The sequence below is a fragment of the Lactobacillus sp. ESL0263 genome (assembly GCF_003692845.1).
Taxonomy (GTDB): domain Bacteria; phylum Bacillota; class Bacilli; order Lactobacillales; family Lactobacillaceae; genus Lactobacillus; species Lactobacillus apis.
The window spans coordinates 79,777-99,988 of record NZ_REHL01000002.1 but is presented as its reverse complement, the minus strand read 5'-3'; the positions used below and the strand labels follow the sequence as shown (position 1 = coordinate 99,988).

The 20,212-nt window shown below is 36.8% G+C and carries 19 protein-coding genes; 3 read left to right on the top strand and 16 right to left on the bottom strand.

Annotation, left to right across the window (positions count from 1 at the left end; translation table 11 throughout):
* Positions 1–5: 5 nt before the first annotated feature.
* From F5ESL0263_RS00930 to helD, 7 genes are all read right to left on the bottom strand, one after another.
* Positions 6–1,418 carry a PTS transporter subunit EIIC gene (locus F5ESL0263_RS00930; RefSeq protein WP_122034154.1) on the bottom strand — a complete coding sequence of 471 codons (1,413 nt, stop codon included), beginning with the start codon at positions 1,416–1,418 and terminating at the stop codon, positions 6–8.
* A complete protein-coding gene (locus F5ESL0263_RS00925) occupies positions 1,411–2,262 on the bottom strand; it encodes a PRD domain-containing protein (RefSeq protein ID WP_122034152.1) in 852 nt (283 codons plus the stop codon). The genes F5ESL0263_RS00930 and F5ESL0263_RS00925 overlap by 8 nt, the downstream gene beginning before the upstream one ends.
* Before the next feature lie 13 nt (positions 2,263–2,275).
* Entirely contained in the window at positions 2,276–2,773 is a 498-nt protein-coding gene (locus tag F5ESL0263_RS00920) for a PTS glucose transporter subunit IIA (protein WP_122034150.1), read from the bottom strand.
* A gap of 239 nt (positions 2,774–3,012) precedes the next feature.
* Entirely contained in the window at positions 3,013–3,585 is a 573-nt protein-coding gene (gene efp / locus F5ESL0263_RS00915; RefSeq protein WP_122034148.1) for an elongation factor P, read from the bottom strand.
* A 146-nt stretch (positions 3,586–3,731) separates the two neighbouring features.
* Positions 3,732–4,646 carry a type I pantothenate kinase gene (gene coaA / locus F5ESL0263_RS00910; protein ID WP_122034146.1) on the bottom strand — a complete coding sequence of 305 codons (915 nt, stop codon included), beginning with the start codon at positions 4,644–4,646 and terminating at the stop codon, positions 3,732–3,734.
* Between the two features lie 105 nt (positions 4,647–4,751).
* On the bottom strand, positions 4,752–5,201 hold the full coding sequence (locus tag F5ESL0263_RS00905; protein ID WP_122034144.1) for a GNAT family N-acetyltransferase: 450 nt from the start codon (positions 5,199–5,201) through the stop codon (positions 4,752–4,754).
* Between the two features lie 11 nt (positions 5,202–5,212).
* Positions 5,213–7,507 (bottom strand): RNA polymerase recycling motor HelD, encoded by a 2,295-nt coding sequence (gene helD, locus F5ESL0263_RS00900; RefSeq protein ID WP_122034143.1) that lies wholly within the window; start codon positions 7,505–7,507, stop codon positions 5,213–5,215.
* A 207-nt stretch (positions 7,508–7,714) separates the two neighbouring features.
* Here helD and F5ESL0263_RS00895 point away from each other — a divergent pair, with 207 nt between their 5' ends.
* The 3 genes from F5ESL0263_RS00895 to F5ESL0263_RS00885 all read left to right on the top strand — a co-directional run bounded on the left by F5ESL0263_RS00895 (position 7,715) and on the right by F5ESL0263_RS00885 (position 9,850).
* A complete protein-coding gene (locus F5ESL0263_RS00895; RefSeq protein WP_122034141.1) occupies positions 7,715–8,344 on the top strand; it encodes a matrixin family metalloprotease in 630 nt (209 codons plus the stop codon).
* Between the two features lie 28 nt (positions 8,345–8,372).
* Complete coding sequence (locus tag F5ESL0263_RS00890; protein ID WP_122034139.1) at positions 8,373–9,020, top strand: histidine phosphatase family protein; 648 nt, start codon at positions 8,373–8,375, stop codon at positions 9,018–9,020.
* Positions 9,021–9,232: 212 nt separating this feature from the next.
* Entirely contained in the window at positions 9,233–9,850 is a 618-nt protein-coding gene (locus F5ESL0263_RS00885) for a matrixin family metalloprotease (RefSeq protein ID WP_122034137.1), read from the top strand.
* 70 nt (positions 9,851–9,920) lie between these two features.
* Here F5ESL0263_RS00885 and F5ESL0263_RS00880 read toward each other — a convergent pair whose 3' ends face one another.
* From F5ESL0263_RS00880 to F5ESL0263_RS00840, 9 genes are all read right to left on the bottom strand, one after another.
* A complete protein-coding gene (locus F5ESL0263_RS00880; protein ID WP_122034135.1) occupies positions 9,921–10,631 on the bottom strand; it encodes an ABC transporter ATP-binding protein in 711 nt (236 codons plus the stop codon).
* Positions 10,632–11,414 (bottom strand): ABC transporter ATP-binding protein, encoded by a 783-nt coding sequence (locus F5ESL0263_RS00875; RefSeq protein ID WP_122034134.1) that lies wholly within the window; start codon positions 11,412–11,414, stop codon positions 10,632–10,634.
* 3 nt (positions 11,415–11,417) lie between these two features.
* Entirely contained in the window at positions 11,418–12,374 is a 957-nt protein-coding gene (locus F5ESL0263_RS00870) for a branched-chain amino acid ABC transporter permease (RefSeq protein ID WP_122034132.1), read from the bottom strand.
* An 8-nt stretch (positions 12,375–12,382) separates the two neighbouring features.
* Positions 12,383–13,261, bottom strand: coding sequence for a branched-chain amino acid ABC transporter permease (locus F5ESL0263_RS00865; protein WP_046305923.1), 879 nt, complete (start codon positions 13,259–13,261; stop codon positions 12,383–12,385).
* A gap of 48 nt (positions 13,262–13,309) precedes the next feature.
* Positions 13,310–14,506 (bottom strand): ABC transporter substrate-binding protein, encoded by a 1,197-nt coding sequence (locus tag F5ESL0263_RS00860; RefSeq protein ID WP_122034130.1) that lies wholly within the window; start codon positions 14,504–14,506, stop codon positions 13,310–13,312.
* Positions 14,507–14,905: 399 nt separating this feature from the next.
* Positions 14,906–16,717 carry an FtsX-like permease family protein gene (locus tag F5ESL0263_RS00855; protein ID WP_122034128.1) on the bottom strand — a complete coding sequence of 604 codons (1,812 nt, stop codon included), beginning with the start codon at positions 16,715–16,717 and terminating at the stop codon, positions 14,906–14,908.
* A gap of 28 nt (positions 16,718–16,745) precedes the next feature.
* Entirely contained in the window at positions 16,746–18,572 is a 1,827-nt protein-coding gene (locus tag F5ESL0263_RS00850) for an FtsX-like permease family protein (protein WP_122034126.1), read from the bottom strand.
* Between the two features lie 11 nt (positions 18,573–18,583).
* Entirely contained in the window at positions 18,584–19,333 is a 750-nt protein-coding gene (locus F5ESL0263_RS00845) for an ABC transporter ATP-binding protein (RefSeq protein ID WP_074426054.1), read from the bottom strand.
* Between the two features lie 149 nt (positions 19,334–19,482).
* Positions 19,483–20,097 carry an ECF transporter S component gene (locus F5ESL0263_RS00840; protein ID WP_122034125.1) on the bottom strand — a complete coding sequence of 205 codons (615 nt, stop codon included), beginning with the start codon at positions 20,095–20,097 and terminating at the stop codon, positions 19,483–19,485.
* Positions 20,098–20,212: the final 115 nt, after the last annotated feature.

Here is a 20,212-nt window from a genome sequence, read left to right as displayed (position 1 = left end):
TCTCCCTATTTAGTTTTTGGCTCAACACCAATGACATAAGTAGCAATTGCTGCAACTATTAAGGCAATTGCTGCACTTATAATCCCATTAATTAAGTTAGCAGTAGACCCACCTACGTATGCTGTTAGTGACATAAAATTGGCCACTGGTACAATTACGTAGCCAGAAACGTGCATTATAGCAGCATATATACCGCCTACGAATCCACCAATCATCATTCCAATAAATGGTCTACGGTATTTAATTGCTATTCCGTATAGACCAGGCTCAGTAACACCACCAATAAAATTTGCAATAAAGTAACTAAAAGCTAAAGATTTTTCTTTTTTATCTTTTAAGCGTAATGCTGCACCCAAACTCATACCAGCTACTGCAAAGCTAGCAGCCAAAGAACCTAGGATAATAAAATTATCGTGACCAGTCTGTGCTACAATCGTAATCATTGCACTTATCATAACTAAGTGCATTCCTGTTATAACTAGAAGTTCCCAAAGAGCTCCTATTAGCCCGACACCAATAATAGCAGCAACACCGCCTAGTTGACCGAAGGAAATGATTCCCTTAGAAACGTATTCGCCTACAAATCCTCCAAGTGGTCCAAGTACACATAGAGCAAGAGGCAGCATAATAGCAATTGTTAAAGTAGGTGCAAGAATAGTTCTCAATGCAGCAGTGATGTGCTTATTGAAAAAGCGCTCGATATATGACATTATCCATACCGACAACAAGATTGGCAAAACAGAACTAGCATAATTAGTTAAGTGCATTGGTATGCCATATACTGTGAATGGTTTTCCTGCAGCAACTATTTTTAACAAACCTGGATCAAGCATAATTGCTCCAAGAAAGATTCCTAAAATTGGGGATGTGTTAAATTGCTTAGCAGAAGTATAGCCGATTGCAATTGGGAAGAAGTAAAAACCAGCGTCACCAACAAAACTAAACAGTTGATATAAGTCACTATGTACAGAAATGACGTTAAGCATAGTTGGTCCAAGCACTGCTACTAGCATTTTGAACATTGATGCCGCAATCAGCATTGGAATGAGTGGTGTTAAACTTCCAGCAATTTTGTTTAAAATCGTATTACCTACAGACTTCCATGTTAGTTTTTTGGGTTCGCTTTTTACGTTATCAATATTTTCATTTATTGGCGCAGCTTCAGTTAAGTTGCCCACTGCAGTAACTGCATCATAAACTTCATTAACCGTTTGACCAATGATAATTTGATATTGTCCACCAGATCTTGCAGTTCCCAACACACCAGCAATATTTTTTATTTCGTCGTCTTTTGGTATGCTCATGTCCTTAAGATTGAATCGTAATCTTGTCATACAATGAGTTACACTAACAACATTCTCACTGCCACCAACAGCATCAACAATTTGCTGAGCCATTTCCTGATATTTCTTATTCATTTTCACTTTCCTCACTATTTAATTGTGTAATCATTCTTTGAACGTAAATCATTAAATAAAATTCTTCATCATCCGTAGTATTTGTACGTAATTTTTCATCAATCTGATTAATAATATCTACTGTACACTGGTACACTTTAGGATAGCTTTCTTTAAAACTTGTCCTGAGTAGTTTGCTCGAGCCATCATCAATTTGCTCATTACTCTCTAACCGCTTCAAATAGTATCTTAGATGTGTAATAAACCTGTTATAGATAAAGGAATTACGATTAATTTTTAGCTTAAATTGTTGCTCAATCTCTTTTACTATTAAGTCGGCAATTGAATTAAAACTATCTTCACTTATTTGCAATTTTGTAACTACTTGAGAATTAATAAAATGCATAGCTATCGCAATTACTTCTTCTGAAGGTAATTTCACATTCAGCTTCTGTTCAATTAGTTTCAGAGCTATTTCGCCAACCTGACATTCTTTAGGATAAAACGAACGAATATCATACGAAAATGGATAATCAATTCGTATCCCTTTTTTTGAACGTTCCATCGCAAAATTAATATGGTCTGCTAAACTAAACAGAATATTTTGATTTAAATCTTGACTCAAAATAGTTTGTGCCTGCTGAATGATATCAGCACTCACTTCTAAAACATTTTCCGGAATTTCTTTAATCAGTTTAAAATTACGACTGTCAATTCGATAAAAAGTCAGTTTGATTTTACTTAAGTCAGTTAGTTCATATGGCGTTTTAGGGTAGCCAATTCCTTTACCAAAAGCCACCAATTCGTCATGATTTTGATCTAAACAAACTGCTACGTTATTATTTATTCGCTTAATGACTTGCATCCAGATACTCCCATTAAACTTGCTTTTCGACTATTGTGTCCAAATTAGTCACCTTATCGCCATAACTCTCAATCAATTTCCAGTCTTGATGTTCCGGTATCAGCTTGGTAAAAATGACCATCGTAGTCAAATCGACTTCTCTATTCTTAAGAAAGTCACGATCAAGTTTAACTATTTCTTGTCCCTGTTCTATTTCTTCATTTTGTTCAACGACAGCTGTAAAACCTTGTCCATTTAAATTAACTGTATCTATACCAATGTGAACGAGAATTTCATCTCCATCTTTGGTAACTATCCCAACTGCATGATGACTTTCAGGTAATGAAACAACTTTTCCAGCTACTGGTGCAAAAACTGAATTTGACGTTGCAGATAAACTTATTGCAAAACCGTCTCCCATCATTTTTTGTGAAAATACTGGATCTTTTACATCACTTAAATTTGCCAGTGTTCCCGAAATAGGTGCAGTAACAGTAAATTTAATACTTTTCTTTTTAAAAAAATTAAACATAATTATCCCCCCTTAGCACACAAAAAAACTCTTTGTGGCACAAGATTAGCAAGTGTTCAAAAACACTTTGACTAATGGTAATGCCTCAAAGAGTAACAATCCATTTCTTATTTATATGTATCATTATACACAATTATATTTTCTATGCAAGCGCTTTTCAGATTGAAATATAAGCTACCTAGCAGCATTTTAGCAAAAACAAAAAACGCAGTCATTTTCGACTGCGTTTTTAAGTGTATCTATTTATTACCTTCGGCTCTTGATTTATATTCGCCTTCGGATGTGTTAATAATTAGTTCTTCGCCCTCTTTAATAAAATCAGGAACTTGAACTACTAAGCCAGTTTCCATTGTTGCAGGCTTACCTGTACCGGTAACTGTAGCACCTTTAATACCAGGTTCAGTATGAGTAACTTTCATTGTAACAGTTGCTGGTAATTCAACGCCAAGGAGCTTACTGTCATTAGCAAATTCCAATTGAACTTCAATATTTGGCATCAAATAAAACTTATCATCACCAAGTTGTTCACCAGAAACTTCGTATTGTTCATAAGTTTCGGAATCCATGAAAGTATAAACGTCACCTTCGTTATAAAGGAATTGTGCTTTCTTTTTAGTAATGTCGATTAATTCAACCTTTTCAGTTGGACGCATCGTCTTATGAACAACCGCACCACTTTCAATGTTACGTAAGTCCATTTGCATAACAGTATTGCCCTTACCAGGTTTATGATGGTTTGCCTTAAGCACCCGAATCATTTTACCGTCTTGACTAAATACCATACCCTTTTTTAAGTTAATTGCCTGTACCATTGTTTTTTCTCCTTTTTATTTTAATCGTGTTTAAATTCCAGAAAAAACTTTACGCTGGAGGCAATGCAAATTTTTTAATTAATAATAAATAAATCGTATTCATACCGTTTAGTATAGCAAAATTGACCAAAACTAGGTACTAAAAGTTAAAACTGTCTTAGATAGATTTCATCAATTTTATGACCGGTTGTTTTATGCAAAATTAAACTGGCCCGTTGTTTAGTTGGCGCAATATATTCACGCAGGTTAACCAAATTCACCATTTGCCAAGTATCTTGTGCTAATTGAATTGCATCTTCTCGAGGGCCGTTAGCCATCTCATAATAAAAATTAGTTGGATCATTTTTATTCATTTCAAGCACGCGTTCAAAACGCTGCATGAACCATTCTTCAATTAGTTCCTCATCAGCATCGATATAAATTGAGAAATCAAAAAAGTCACTGGTAACAATTTGCCCATTAGTTGGTAACTGTAAGGTATTAATTCCTTCAATGATTAAGATATCTGGCTGCTTCACATGTCCATACTTACCTGGAACAATATCACTTAATTCTTGTGAATAAAGCGGATAGGCAATATTTTCTTTGCCGCTAAGAACATCCTTTAGAAAGTCACTCAATAAGTTCATATTGTAACTTTCAGGAAAACCCTTCCGATCAAAAAGGCCACGCCGTTTCAATTCCTCATTCGGATAAATAAAGCCATCCGTTGTCATTAAATGAACATTTAAGCTAGGAAATGTTCGGCTAAGTAAAACTTGTAGAAGACGAGCAGTTGTTGATTTACCAACTGCAACCGAACCGGAAATACCAATGATAAAAGGTGCAGCTAGCACATGCTGCTTTAAAAATTCACTCTGCTTTTGCTGTAAAGTACGTTTTTCTTGGTACACCAAATAAAGATAGTTAATTAGGCTGCCATAAATTTCTTGAACATCCGTTAAATTGATGACATCCCCTAATGATTTAATTTTTGCAAGTTCGTCCTTCGTTATTCTAACAGCATCATTAGAAGAAAAAGATGCCCATTCGTCTCGATTAAAACGCAAATAATTTTTCATCTTTAGTCTTTCCCTTACCTTATGTTCAAATCATTACCGATATCAAGTTAAATTATCTCATTGCAAAAGAAAAACTCACGTTAAAAACGCAAGTTTTACCTCTTTTTATAAGTTATAGTACATCATAATGTGTTCAATACCAGCTTCAGTAAAAACTTCACCCTTAGTCTGATAACCTAATTGATCATAAAAAGGTTTAGCTTGCATTTGAGCATGGCAAATTAATTGCTTAACACCAAGGTCGCGTAGATATTGGTGCACCTGCTGCATCATTTTTGTACCAAGATGTTGTCCACGTGTTTGTGCCGCAACTGCTACACGGCCAAGAACCCACTGATCATTTTCTTTAAAAATACGGCAAACAGCAAGTGCTCTATTTTGCTCTTCGTTCAGCAAAAAGACCTGAATTGCAGTAAGATCTTGATCATCAAGTTCAGGATCAGTGATTTTCTGTTCTGTAACAAAAGTATCAATACGCAATCTTGCAACACAATATACCTCTTGACCTGACATGTCAGCAACTTTTTTAAACTTAAAGGTTTCCTGTTTTTCCATCTTAGCCTCACCTATTTTTCTTCGTAAGTTTCTTGATCAACATCAAGAAGTGAACTTTTGATGCCTGTATAAATCATATCAAGCTTATACATTGCACGCGAAGTGATTGTGTAAACCAGTTGTGTTTCATCAAGGCGATAATAGTTTTTCTTTGAGGCATCCCACATAATGACTGCATCAAATTCCAATCCCTTAGCTAAATATGATGGAATAATCAACGTCCCATCAACCAGTCGCTGATTAGCGGTTGCAATCAACGTGGCTTTTATACCATTTTTCTTCAATTCTTCTGCAACAAACCTAGCACTTTCAAGATCTTTAGTAATCACCGCTGTCGTCAACTTGTTTTGCTCATTTTCCAGTAATACTTGTTGTAAAACTTTTAACGCCTCAGCATCGTCATCTCGTCCCCAAACGACAGGCTTTGGTCCCTGTCTGTTAAAGGACTCAATTTTTTCACCCTGACGTAAAATTTGCTTGGTAAAATCTGTTAATTGCTTGGTTGAACGGTAAGACTTAGTTAACTGAACAACATCCGTTTTCTTAGGATCGAACAAGCCACTAATTTGTTTAAGTAAGCTTCGACTCTCATCCTTGGTAAAAATAGCCTGGTTTAAGTCTCCCAGCATTGTAAATTTGGCGCGTGGGAAATTATACTTAAGATAGCAAAGTTGAAATGGCGTGTAATCTTGAATTTCATCAATAAAGGCATAACGCATTTCATAATCAACGTGCCGTCCAGTAATCATGTCATACAAGTAAAGATAGGCAGAAACATCATTCATATGAATGTAGTGGTTCTTAAAACTAGCTTTGACTTCTTCAACATGGTCATTCCACTGATCCTCGGTAATATTCCATTTAGAAAGATCAGTCATTTTGGGAACGCGACGCAAGAAACTAAGATATTGCGCACGCATATTAATAAAGTTATTACGCTTAATTTGTTGGAAAACTTTATCTAGCGCCTTAACCACAATCTTGCGGCTTAAGAACTTTTCTTCTTTTTCCTCAGATTCAAACTCTTGATCAGGTCTGTCATACAGCTCATTAAGCTGTTCTTGACTCAGGCTTTGAATCTCATCAGCTACCCAAGACTTTTTAGCTTCAGAATTAATCTTGCGGTTAAGCAGTTTAATTAACTCTTCACGTGTTGCATCAATTCGGTTGCTTAAATTGTAGTTCGAATTGTAGGAATAATAAATTTCATTAATTTTTGCTTTTTCAAAAAATGGACGCTTTTTGTCACGGAAATAAATGTTCTTAAAGATTACACCACGTTGATTAAGGTGTTTTGCATAGCGAGTCAGCAAATCAAAGAAACTAGTCGAATCTTTAAATTGACTGATTGCCGAATCGGCAGCATCGTCTTCAAACTGGTCAAACAAGTTTTCGACATTCATTCCAGGCAAGCGACGTGCAACAAATTGCCAGTATGTCATTTGCACCATGTTCTGTTCACCCATCTCAGGCAAAACATTTTTAATGTAGTCATTAAATAGCTGATTAGGGCTGAACATAATAACATCACTACTTGTTAAATTGCCACGATAGCGATAAAGCAAGTATGCTATTCTTTGTAAAATTGCAGAAGTCTTTCCCGAACCAGCAGCACCTTGAACAAACAACAAATCAGCACTTGTATTACGAATAATCTTATTTTGCTCGCGCTGAATTGTCGTCACAATCGACTTCATTTGCGTACTGGACTTTTCACCCAAGACCTCAAGCAACATTTGATCACCAATCGATTCATTGGTATCAAACATATTGACAATCTTACCGTCTTCAATCATGAATTGTCGCTTCTTGGTCATCTCAACGGTAATTTCTCCTTCAGGGGAAACGTAAGAGACGTCGCCAAGCTTGCCATCATAATAAATTGAAGAAATTGGGGCACGCCAGTCATAAATTAAAAAGTGATCATTTTTGTCAGCAAAGGAGCCTAAACCAATATAAATAGTCTCTGCGGGCTGACCGTTCTCTTTAAAATCAACTCGTGCAAAATATGGCTTTTGCTCTAATTTTTGAATTGTCGTTAATTGCCTAGCTGCATGTTGCCATGCATTCTCACGTTCATCAAGAAGTTGTTGCTGTTGATGAATTGACAAGGCCGTTTCCATTGAGGTGGAATAGCCGTCATAATCTAGTTTTACATCATCAAAAAAGTGGGAGTTAAGATCCTTAGCTTCTCCTTCTGCCGACTTAATTGAAGAAGATAACTCAGCCTTTTTGGCTCTTATCATTTTTAAGATATGATCAAGATGATCTTGCTCAAACTTTTTTTCATCCTTTGCGTTTAACATAACGTCACCTGCATTTTTTAAAACTTGTTTATTATTTTAACATTAAACATGATTTATATATATACAACATATCATTTAATTACTTTTGAAATTTTTCGAGTACAATCCGTGAAAATTAAAGGACTTACGTCTATAATAAAGTAAACGGGTCGTTTGAAAGTTTTGTAATTATCCTCGAATAACATAAAGTAACGGAGCTGATAAATCATGAGGAACTTTCGCCATTTTTTAAATAAACTAACTTACGCTTTAATAGCAGTTATCGCACTTAGCGGCTGCTTTGAACCACTCGGCAACAATATTTTGTCCAGTATGCCAAATCAAGTCGTTTATGCAAAAAAGGCTAAAAAACGCGCCAAGAAATCAAGAAAAGAGACTGCTTCTGCCGAATGGAAATGGGCACAACCTAAAGCCAGTGTTTACATTGACTTAGATGGTGACAAAAACCTGACCGCAGCTGCCAACCATGCAATTCAAGTGTGGAATGACACTGGAGCGTTCACTTTTACTAAAACCAAAAACCAAAAGAAAGCTGATATTACAATAGAAAGTGTCTATAGCCCAAACACTACTTATGCTGGCTATACAACTTTTCACTTCTATGTAAAATCAGGACTATTATTCTCTGCTGACACTAAATTAAACACCTACTACCTTGACAATTTCTCAAGCTACAATTACAGTTATGAACGAGTTGTCAACACAGTTGAACACGAGCTGGGTCACGCAATTGGGCTTAAGCACAATAACGGCCAATCAGTTATGTATCCAACTGGCTCTATCTATTCTATTCAAGAAACAGATATTGAAGCTGTCAAAAAACTTTACAATAATTAAGTATATTAAAAAAATCTAAGTAGGTAAAATGAAAAGAATCTATATTGTCCGTCACGGTCAAACTTATATTAATCGCTACAATAAAATGCAAGGTTGGTGTGATACACCATTAACTGATAAGGGAATTGCTGATGCTAATGAAGCTGGTGAAACCCTTAAGAACGTTTCATTTGACATTGCTCTTTCTAGCGATTTAAAACGTGCTAGTGATACTTGTGATATTATCATGTCACATAATACTAATCGTGACGTACTGCAGCATATAGCTTCCCCATTTTTCCGCGAACACTTTTATGGTTACTTTGAAGGTATGGATTCTGATGCAGCATGGCAAATGATTGCTGGACCTCATGGTTACAAAAATCATTATGATTTGTTCCAAAAGGAACCACTTGATAAGGTTAAAGACTGGATTAAAGAGGCTGATCCCTTTCATGATGCTGAAAACGCAGAAGAATATTGGAAACGACTCGATCAGGGCTTCAAGTTGATTAGTCAGCTTGATGGCGCTGAAAACATCCTACTTGTGACCCACGGTTTCACTATCCGTAGTATTGCAGCAAAATATGGTGACTTTGATATTAGTGAAGGTCCCCGTAATGCTTCAATCACAATTATGAATATGACTGACAAAGATAAAAAAGTAATTTCCTATAATAAAATGAAATTATCTTAATTACACTTTTCTATCTATGGATATCCTCAATTATTTTGATAATTGAGGATTTTTATTACCCCAAAATACTTATTTACCGCATTGTCGAGCGCCATCGTTAGTCCAGACTCGGATTATTCAATAATAAAATAAATTGATAATTTACACGCTTTAATTGGTTTACTGTTATAATTATCATTAATATTGTAGTAGTAAGTAAAAAGGTAATTAAGATGAAAAAACGCCATCATTTTATTAAAAAATCATTCTATGCACTATTTGCTTCAATAACTCTCATCGGATCATTTACTCTAAGCAGCGGTTCCAATTTACCCGATTCTTTTAATCAAATCACCTATGCCAAAAAAACTAAAAAGGCTAAGAAAGTTAAGAAGGTACCACACCGCAGATGGAACAAAGCCAAAGCTTCGATTTACCTTGATTTAGGGAAAAATAACGATTTAATTGCCGTAACTAATGATGCAATTAAAGAATGGAACGAGACAGGTGCATTTACGTTCACAAAAACTAAAAATAGAAAAAAGGCTCAAATCACTGTTGTACCTTGGTACAATTCAGAAACTCGTTATGCAGGTTACACTCATTGGCGCTATTACGTCAAAAACCACCGTCTCGTTGCATCAACTATCCAGTTAAACACATATTACTTGTGTGATTTTGCAGATGATGCTGAGCGCTACCAACAAGTACTTCAAGCTATCGAGCATGAGCTAGGACATGCAATGGGGCTTGATCATAATACAAAGGTTCCGTCCGTCATGGACACTGAGGGAAGATACCCTATTCAGCCAGTCGATGTTAAAAACGTTAAGAAGCTCTACCACAAATAGAGCTTGCTCCATAGATTAAAAGACCACTCACATTTTTAGTGAATGGTCTTTTTACTCTTAAAGTAACTGCTTAGCCACCAAAGTACACTTTCTGCACTTCTGGATTAGCTAATAGCTCCTGTCCTGTACCAGTTAATTCAATTTTACCAGTTGCCAATACATATCCTCGATCAGCAATCGAGAGAGCTTGTTTAGCATTCTGCTCAATCAACAAGATTGTTGTACCCTTTTCATTCAGCTCTTTAATAATCTTAAAAATTTCCTGAATATACAAAGGTGACAGTCCCATCGAAGGTTCATCAAGTAAAAGTAATTTAGGCTTAGCCATCAACGCACGACCGATGGCCAGCATTTGCTGCTCACCACCTGACAGCGTTGCAGCATCCTGATTTTTACGCTTTTGTAAAATTGGAAAACGTTCAAAAATTTCTTGATAACCCTTGTTTACTTCACTACCATTTTTTTGTAAAAAGGCACCCATCTGTAGGTTTTCCATTACCGTTAGTCCGGAAAAAATATGCCGTCCCTCTGGAACTTGTGAAATCCCGTCTAATACTATTTGCGGAGCTTTTTCTTTAACAATGCTCTTACCCTGATATGTGATTTGACCATCCTTAGGTTTAAGTAGTCCAGAGATTGTTTTAACAATTGTCGACTTGCCGGCACCGTTTGCACCAATCAAAGTCACAATTTCGCCTTCATTTATTTTGAAACTTACCCCTTTAACAGCTTGGATAACACCATAGTTAACGGACAAGTTTTCAACTTCGAGCATCGCCATCTAGACTTCACCTTCTCCCAAATATGCCTCAACCACTTTATTATTTGTCCTGATTTCCTCAGGGGTACCAGTTGCAAGCAGTTCTCCTTGATCGAGAACATAAATGCGTTCAGCCAAGTTCATAACAAGAGACATGTCATGCTCAATCAATAAAACAGTTATACCAAACTCTTTTTGCACCCGCTTAATTAGGTTAGTTAAATCTGCCGTTTCCTCTGGATTCATTCCAGCAGCAGGTTCATCTAAGAACAAAATTTTAGGCTGTGTTGCCAAAGCTCTAACTATTTCTAAGCGGCGCTGCGTTCCATAAGGTAGATTTTCAGCTAATAATGCTTGGCTATCTGTTAAATCGAAAATGTCTAGCAGTTTTTCTGCCGCTGCTCTCATTTCCTTTTCAGTTCGATAGTAGCTTGGCAAACGAAAAACAGTTGTCAAAAATCCTTCTTTGTACTTATTTGTCATGGCAGTTAAAACATTATCCATAACTGATAAATTTTTGAACAAACGAATATTTTGAAAAGTTCGTGACAAGCCTAAATCAGCGATTTGAACAGCATTCTTACTGGTTAAATCATAAGTTTGCTTGTCAACTCGTAAATCTATTTTACCGCTAGTTACAGGAACCATCCCTGTTAATAAGTTAAATAGCGTTGTTTTACCAGCACCATTTGGACCAATAAGGGCAACCAATTCATGTTCATCTAAATGAAGTGAAACATCGTTAACTGCGGTTACACCACCAAATTTTCGTACCGCGTGTTCTACTTGCAGTAAATGCTCCATGCGCTAGCCCCTTTCCTTTTTACCAAAATGTTTACCAAGATTCTTTAATGAAAATTCCCAGTTACCGAGCAGTCCTGATGGCTTGAAGATCATAATTAAAATCAGTGCAATTGCATAAATAACCATTCTTAGCGCACCAAAGTTTTGTAAGACCGTATCTAACACGCCTAAAACAATTGCTGCTAAAAATGTTCCTGTCATGCTACCAACACCACCTAAAACAACAATTACAAGAATCGAAATAGACTCCATAATTCCAAAGTTTGATGGTGAAATAGTTTGGATATAGGACGCATGCAAGCTACCAGCAATCGCAGCTGTTGTCGCACCAATAACAAAAGCGGCTACTTTCCACTTTGTAGTATTAATTCCCATCGCTTCAGCAGCAATTTCATCTTCACGCACAGCTTTGATTGCTCGTCCGTTTTTAGATCTAATAAAGTTCATCAAAACTAGGGTCGTTAAACAAACCAAAATATAAACAGTTGGCCAAGAACATAGTTGAGGAATATTAAACATTCCCGCTGAGCCACCAGTAATCTTCAGGTTATTGATGATGTTACGAATAATTTCAGCTGCGCCTAAAGTCGCAATTGCTAAATAATCACCCTTTAATCGAGTAAACGTTGCTGTTCCGACAACTAAGGCAATAAGTGCTGCAAGTGCCATCCCAACCAGCAATGACACAATAAAACCTAGTTCAATACTTACGTGCTGGGTAATAATCGCGGTTGCATATGCACCAATTGCCATAAAACCAGCGTGTCCAAGTGAAAATTGGCCACTAAAACCGATAATTAAATTCAATCCCGTTGCCAAAATAATATTGATTCCGATTGTGACCAACATATTTTCAATAAAGTCATCGATCACGCCTACCATAATCAACGCATTGATTAGATAGAAGCCCGCAACCATAATTACAAGCCACGACAAGATGTATTTCAAATTTGCTTTCATTTTGCCACCTAAACCTTTTCTTTAGTATTTTTGCCAAAGATACCGGCTGGTAAAAAGAGCAAAATAACAATTAAGACAAAGTAAACGACAGCATCTTTGTATGCAGATAAACCAATTGATTGGAAAAATGTTTCCAAAATACCAATCAGGAAACCTCCTAGTGATGCACCAGGTACTGAGCCAATTCCACCCAATACAGCTGCCACGAAGGCCTTGATTCCCGGTGTCATTCCCATCAGCGGATCAATTTGGTTATAGTACATCCCAATCAGAATACCGCCAGCACCGGCTAAGGCCGAGCCTAAGGCAAAAGTAAATGAAATAGTATGGTTCACATTTACACCGACTAACTCAGCCGCATCTGGATCAACCGAAACAGCTCTCATTGCTCGTCCCATTTTGGTCTTTTTGATAATTACCTGCAGCAAAACCATTAAGATCAACGCTGTAGCCAAAATTAAAATTTGAATATTAGAAATGACAATGCCACCAATGTTGTAATTAACTTGTTCCATTACTTGGGGAAAGCTGCGTGCATTAGAGCCTACTAAATATGACATACCATTTTCTAGCAAAAACGATACACCAATAGCAGTAATCAAAACCGCGATTCTAGGTGACTTACGTAGAGGTCGATATGCAAAATATTCAATCACTACACCAGCTAGCGCACTAACAATCATTGCTGTAAGTAGAGCGGTAATAAAGTTAAAGTGCCAAAGGCTAATTACGTAGTAGGCACAAAATGCCCCTAACATGTAAATATCACCATGAGCAAAGTTAATTAACTTAATAATGCCGTAAACCATGCTATAACCCAACGCCAACAAGGCATATATCGAGCCTAATGATAAGGCATTGATAATTTGCTGTAAAACTATCTGCAAATTTGATCGCTCCTTTGAAATATCTCTATTAACTAAACATGTTTTACGTTAGTCAACCTTGTAAGAATTACTGATTTTTCCGTTAGTCATTTCCTCAGTTATGATTGGTCTTTCAGGGTTGTGCTTTTTATCAATCGTGATTTCGCCAGTAACGCCCTTGAAGTTCTTAGTCTTAGCTAAACCTGCAGTAATCTTGACTGAATCATCTGATTTTTGTGTTTCAATTGCATTTTTAACTAGGTATACCGCATCATAAGCAAGTGCTGAGAAGGCAGGAGCATCAGTGTGGTAACGTGCCTTGAACGCCTTCATAAACTTCGAAGCAAACGGATCCTTAGCTGCAACACGAGTAGAAAATGGTGTGGTGTAGAAAATATTTGTGGCATTCTTAGGACCTGCGATTTGTGGTAACTTCGGATCAGCCATTCCGTCACCACCAACGATTGGAACCTTGATACCCATTTGACGGGCTTGCTTGATGATCAAGCCTACTTCAGTGTAGTAACCAGGAACATAAATCGCATCAACGTTTTTCGACTTAAATGAAGTTAAAACAGCGTTAAAGTCCTTATCACCTGCTGAGTAGGTTTGGTTAGCGACTACCTTACCCTTATATGTATTTTGGAAGGCCTTAGCAAGTCCTGTTCCGTAATCACTTGAATTATCAGCGTAAATAGCAACACGCTTGGCCTTTAATTTATCCATTACGAATTCTGCTGCTTTAGTTCCTTGGAAATTATCTTGGAAACAAGCACGGAAAACATATTCTTGAACCTTACCGTCTTTTTGTAAAGTATATTTTGAATCCGTTGCTGATGGACTGACACTTGGCACAGCTGCCTTCGTAATATTTGGAATTTCAGCAGTACCTGCACTTGTGGTTGCAGGCCCAACAATTGCCGCAACCTTGTCCTTAGTAGTTAACTGAGCTGCAACAGAGGATGAAGTAGCAATTGCCGACTTATTGTCACGTAAAATCAATTTAATTTTCTTCTTGTGGCCATTAACGTTAATTCCACCGGCTTTATTGATTTCATCAACTGCAAGTTGGACACCTTGTCTTTCCGCATTACCATAACCGGCAGCAGCTCCAGACAACTCTAAATTGGCACCAATTTTAACAACATCATGTGCTTGGGTTGTTCCCTTGCTACCACTGTTTTTAGCAACGGAACAGCCCGCCATCATAAATGCAGCCGCTCCTAATGTGACAGCACTCATTACTCTTTTAGTAAACTTACTCATTTTTTCTCCTTTGACATTTACCTACAAAAACACCTCATTCAACTTAATGAATGAGGCGCTAGGTCATTTATGAGTTAAGCCCCATTCATCAAGAAGCAAACAAGGGCTCAACTTTACAAACTGCATTCAGCAATCTACTTAGGTTAAGTCCTACTTGACAACAAGGCAATAATTATCTTTTGCGTATTGACTATTCTAATGTTCTTTTTATTTAATTTTGTAATTTTCATTAAAATAGCCTCCCCAAAATTTAATTTAACACTTAGAATTATAGGTATCTTGTTTTTAGGTGTCAAGAAATATTTTAAAAATAATTTAATTTAGTCAAAAAACCTTGAATAAATAGTTGGCTTTCTCAGCAAAAATAAAAAGCTGTAATCTCAATGATTACAGCTTTTTTCACTCTTTTGTTAAAACAAGTTTTTCATACAATTTGACTGTTAATAAATAATAAAATGAATAAAGAATAATAAAAATAGTAAACGGAATCCAGATACTACGGTAGGGGTTTTCTAACAAATCTTTGAAAAGCTGAAGTCCAAAAAGAACATCAATCACACCTAGAAGTGCTGGTAAGAGAAAAAGAACACCGATTTCTGCTTTGATAGAACGCCGTAGCAGCTGTTTCCTTGTCCCCATTTGGTAGAGCATCCGGTACTTCGCTTTATCGCCAACAGCACCACTTAAAACTTTAAACATTAAAGTTGAAGCAAGCATAGTCAAAAAGGCAAAGCCGAGAAAGAAGCCCATGAACTCAAACGAACTACTGTAAGCGAGTGAGTTGCCGTAAAAAGTCGCTTTAGACTGGGGCACGAGGACGGAAAAAGCAGGCTTTTCTTTTACTTGCTGACTTTCTATTTTAGCGATAATAGGATAAGCCTGGCGAAAATCTTTAACTCGAAGAAGACTAACAAAGTTTTTCTGACCACTAAGTTTGCTTAACTCCTTTGACGAGACAAGCTTAACTTTTTGCTGGCCATGGTTTGGAACCATCCGCATAAAAATAGTATTATCTATTGCATTGCTATCAGATATTTTATTTACTTGCAGTGCTTTAATAGTATATTGAGTGACACCTCTGCTATTGGAATAATTAACACTGACATATTTCACTGGCTGTTTCGAAAGTTCTGCTTGATCAAAGTAAAGAACTTTTTTGGTTTCCTTGTAATGGTAGGTCTGTTTACTAATTACATCCAGTTTTGACTCGGCCTTTTTGACAGCAGAAGAATTGCTAACAATTGTTGCATCGTAATAAACAGACTGTGTTGCTAAATTATTGAGCGAATCAAAGTTCAAACCAACGGTGATTGCACCAAGTGCTAGAGCAAACAGCAAAGAAATCATTGTCAAAACTCGCGTATAGCTTTGCAGTCGGAACTTCAGCTGTCCCAGCGTAAACATACGAATGCCATGATAAGAAAAACTTTTCCTTTTTAGCAAAAGCCCAACAAGCGAACTAAACACCGCAGCAAAAATCAAGTATGAACCAATTACAATTGTTACCAAAGCGGTTGGAATAATTTTAAAAACTTGCTCCTTTGGCAGTGTCATTACGTAATAACCTATTGCCAGTAAGAAAACACCGCCTGCTGCTTCGATTACTCGTAAAAATGGGCGATAGCGAAATTTTACTGGTGCCTGATCTTCATGTAACAAAGTAATAACAGGCGTGTGCGTTAACTTGTATACGTTAGCCAAGGCCACCACCAAAAATATTACTAAGAAAAACACAATCGTAATTATAATCGCATTAGGTAAAATGGCCTGAAAATGTGGTATTTCTAAGCCTAACTTGCTAATTAGTATTTTTAGACTAATCCAGGTTAAACCAAACCCAAGTATAAGTCCTAAAAAAGTGGCTAAAAGACCAGTGATTAGGGTTTCACCAAAAATCAGTCGCCCTATCCTAGTACTTTTAGCACCCAGCATCATGTACATGCCGTAATCATGCTTACGCATGCTGAGTAAAAACGTATCAGCATACAATAAATAGACTAAAGTAATAATGACTAATAAAACAATGCCAAAAATAAAAATATATTTTAAGTAATCTGTTCTAACGTGGATGTCATTTTTAATGAAGGCTGGGTTAACTGCAATTGCTAAAAACATATAGAAAACCATGCTAGCAACAGTTAAACCAGAAAACAAAACCAGATAGTCCTTTAGCCTGCTTTTTATTCCCGTTAAAGACAACTTCCAAATCATACGCATTCCTCTTTCCTAAACTAGCAGCTCATTCTCCTTTGTTGAGAACACTATCCGATTTCAAAACGATTTTTTCATATAACTTCACTGTTATTAGGTAATAGAGGACGTACAAAATGATAAAAATTGTAAATGGGATCCATAAGTTGTGGTACGGGGCTGGAAGGAAAACTCTAAACATCTGTAAACCAAATAGAACATCGATTACGCCTAATATTCCCGGTAAAAGGAATAAGATACCAATCTCATTTTTAATTGAATTACGTAAGACAGACATTCTAGTGCCCATTTCAAACAACATCTGATAGCGGATTTTATCGCTAGCAGCACCAGTTAAAATCTTAAACATCAAAGTAGAAGCAAGCATAGTTAAGAAAGCAAATCCCAAGAAGAAGCCCATGAATTCAAAGCCACTGCTAAAGTTCATAACTAGCTGATAGGCTCCTGCCTTACTCGATTGGTAAACATTGGCATAATTTTTGTTCTCTTCTAGCTGCTGCTTTTCAATTTTTAAGAGGATTGGATAGTCTTGCTGAAAATTCTTTACGGTTAGAAGCGTGACAAACTGCTTGTCACCCTTTAAACTAGCCCACTTTTGCTGTGAAACCAAACGAATAGGTTTATGGCGATTAGCAGGAAGCATTGAGTTCAAAGCGTTATTAGCAGTTGTTCCCTGCTTAGCCAGATCAGCAATTTTCAAATTTACTGTCTTATATGCTGGTGTGTCATTTTTGACATAGAATTCATTGTTTTTGACTGGATTAGCACTGAATTCAGTCCGCTTAAAGTACAAATACTTTTTGTTTTCTTTATAATGATATGTTTGTTCATGCTTGATATGCAGCTGCTTTTTAGCTTCTTGAACTGCAGAAGAGGAACTTACAATCGTCGTGTCATAATATGTGCTTGCAGTAGCTTGATCTTTAAGTGTACTAAAGTTCAATCCCACCGTGATTGCTCCTAAAGCCAAGGCAAAGAGTAGCGAAATAATTGTTAAGATCTTGGTGTAATCGTGAATCCGAAACTTTAACTGGCCTAGTGTAAACACCCGGATTCCCCGGTAAGAAAAGTCTTTTCGCTTTAATAGAAAGCCAATTAATGCACTGAAAAAAGAATTAAATGTAAAGTATGACCCCGCTACAATCGTCACTAAAGCAACTGGAATGATAATTAAAATCATTGCTGCGGGAAGACTGAGCGTATAGTAACCTATGGCTAGCAGAACTAGGCCAGCAATTGCTTCCACTGAACGCAGCCCCGTTTTATGACTCATTTCAGCTGGCTTTTGCTCGTCTTTCAAAAGGCTGATTACTGGTGTACGTACTAATTTACGTGCATTTTTGAGCGCGCCGAAGAGAAACATTAAAGTGAAAAAGATTAGTGTCCACAAAACGGCATTAGGCAAGATGGGACTAAAATGAGTAACCGTTAAACCCAGTTTATCAATTAGTAATTTAGCAACAACTGTGGTCAAACCAAAGCCCAGAATAATGCCAGCTGAAGTGGCTAAAATCCCAGTAATCAATGTTTCTAGAAAAATTAGCAACCCAATCTTGCTACTCTTGGCTCCTAGCATCATATACATGCCATAGTCGTGCTTACGCATGCTCAGCAAAAACGAATTAGCGTAAACAAGATAAATCATTGAAATAATGACTAGTAATACAATGCCAAAGCCAAATGTAAATTGAACATATGAAGTTGAGGTTTGAATATCGTTTTTGATAAAAGCCGGATTAATTGCAATGGTCAAAAACATGTAAAAGATCATGCTTGCAACAACCAAGCCAGAGAATAAGACCGTATAATCTTTAAAACGATTTTTGATTCCTGTTAAAGATAATTTCCAAATCATATTCGTTTCCTCTATTCATCGGTATCTAAATGGTCAATCAATAAGTGATAAAACTCTTGCCGCGACAGTTCGTTTTTCAACATTTGCTTACCAATCTTACCGTCTTTAATAAAGAGAATTCGGCTGGCAAAACTAGCGGCAAACGGATCATGAGTAACCATCAATGTTGTAATGCCATCATTTTGATTCAAATCTTCCATTGTATCCAATAATTCGCGTGCACTCTTTGAATCAAGCGCACCGGTTGGCTCATCTGCAAGTAAAATTGCTGGTTCATGAACTAAAGCTCTGGCTGCTGCTACCCTTTGCTTTTGACCTCCGGAAACCTCAGCAGGATACTTGGCTAATATTTGCTCAATTCCAAGTCGTCCAGCAATTCGATCGATTAACGGATCAATTCGCTTAGTTGATATTCCACGCAAACTTAGAGGCAAAGCAATGTTTTCACGATTTGTTAAGTTTTCCAGCAAATTAAAGTCTTGAAAGATAAAGCCAATTTGCTTACTTCTAAAATCGGCTAATTGATTGGCGTTTAACGTACTATTATCCTCATGATTAATAAAAACATGACCACTTGTCGGCTTATCAAGCGTTGACAAAATATTAAGCAGGGTTGTTTTACCTGAACCTGAAGCACCCATGATAGCCACATACTCGCCCGAATTAACCGTGAAGTTAATACCCTTTAGTGCTTGATATTGCTTTTCGCCGCGCTTGCCATATGTTTTAGTTACCTGCTCTACACGTAGTATTTCAGTCATGTTTCCTTTTCCTCCTATTGGTCACTGTGTATTATATATCTAATACACTAGTCCTGTTTTGGAATTTTGTCAAACAAAAAAAGCACTTACTTATGTAAGTGCTTTTAACAGCTAAGTTTTGCTGTATTTCTAGTATATAAAATTCAGGATTAGCCAATTCTCTTCATCACTTTTTTTAGTGGTATCACAATAATCGGTGTAACTATTGCTGTAAAAATTGCTTCAATCAAGCCGTTCATCCCTAAGGCAACAATCAAAGCCTCGATTAATGGCGTTCCTTTGGCAAAATTACCCATATAACCAATTAGCCTACCTGAATCATTCATAAAAACAAGGCTGGTTAATAATATGACTAAGACTGTATTGGTTAAAGAGGTAACCGCACCTGCAATTGCATAGCTGGTTTCTCTTATTCCATTTTTCTTATTCTGAAAGAGTTTGCCTATTAGACCAGGAAAAAGTCCAGCACAAACACTTGGAATTACTGCGATGAAAACATTTTGAAAGAGCATCAAGCTGACAATATCGCCTGGCTGTGTAAACGCCAAGATCAATCGTAGAATTCCCCAAAACAAACCAAAAACTGTTCCAGCCATTGGACCCATTAATAAGGCGTAAATTGCTACTGTTAATGGCGCAGTTGTAATTGCAGGTAACCCAGGCAGGATACGAATGTAGCCAATGTTAGGAACAAAGGTCTGCAGTAAAAAAAGTGCTATGAATAAAGCTGTAATTGCCATGTTTCTTGTTTGTTCTCGTCTCATGTAAGTTTTCTCCTTAATAACATTTCGCTATTATATTGCTAAACTTTTTAAGTCGCAAACAATTATATTAGTTGCTAAGACCATGATAATACAGGTTTAAACTCTAGCTGTCCTT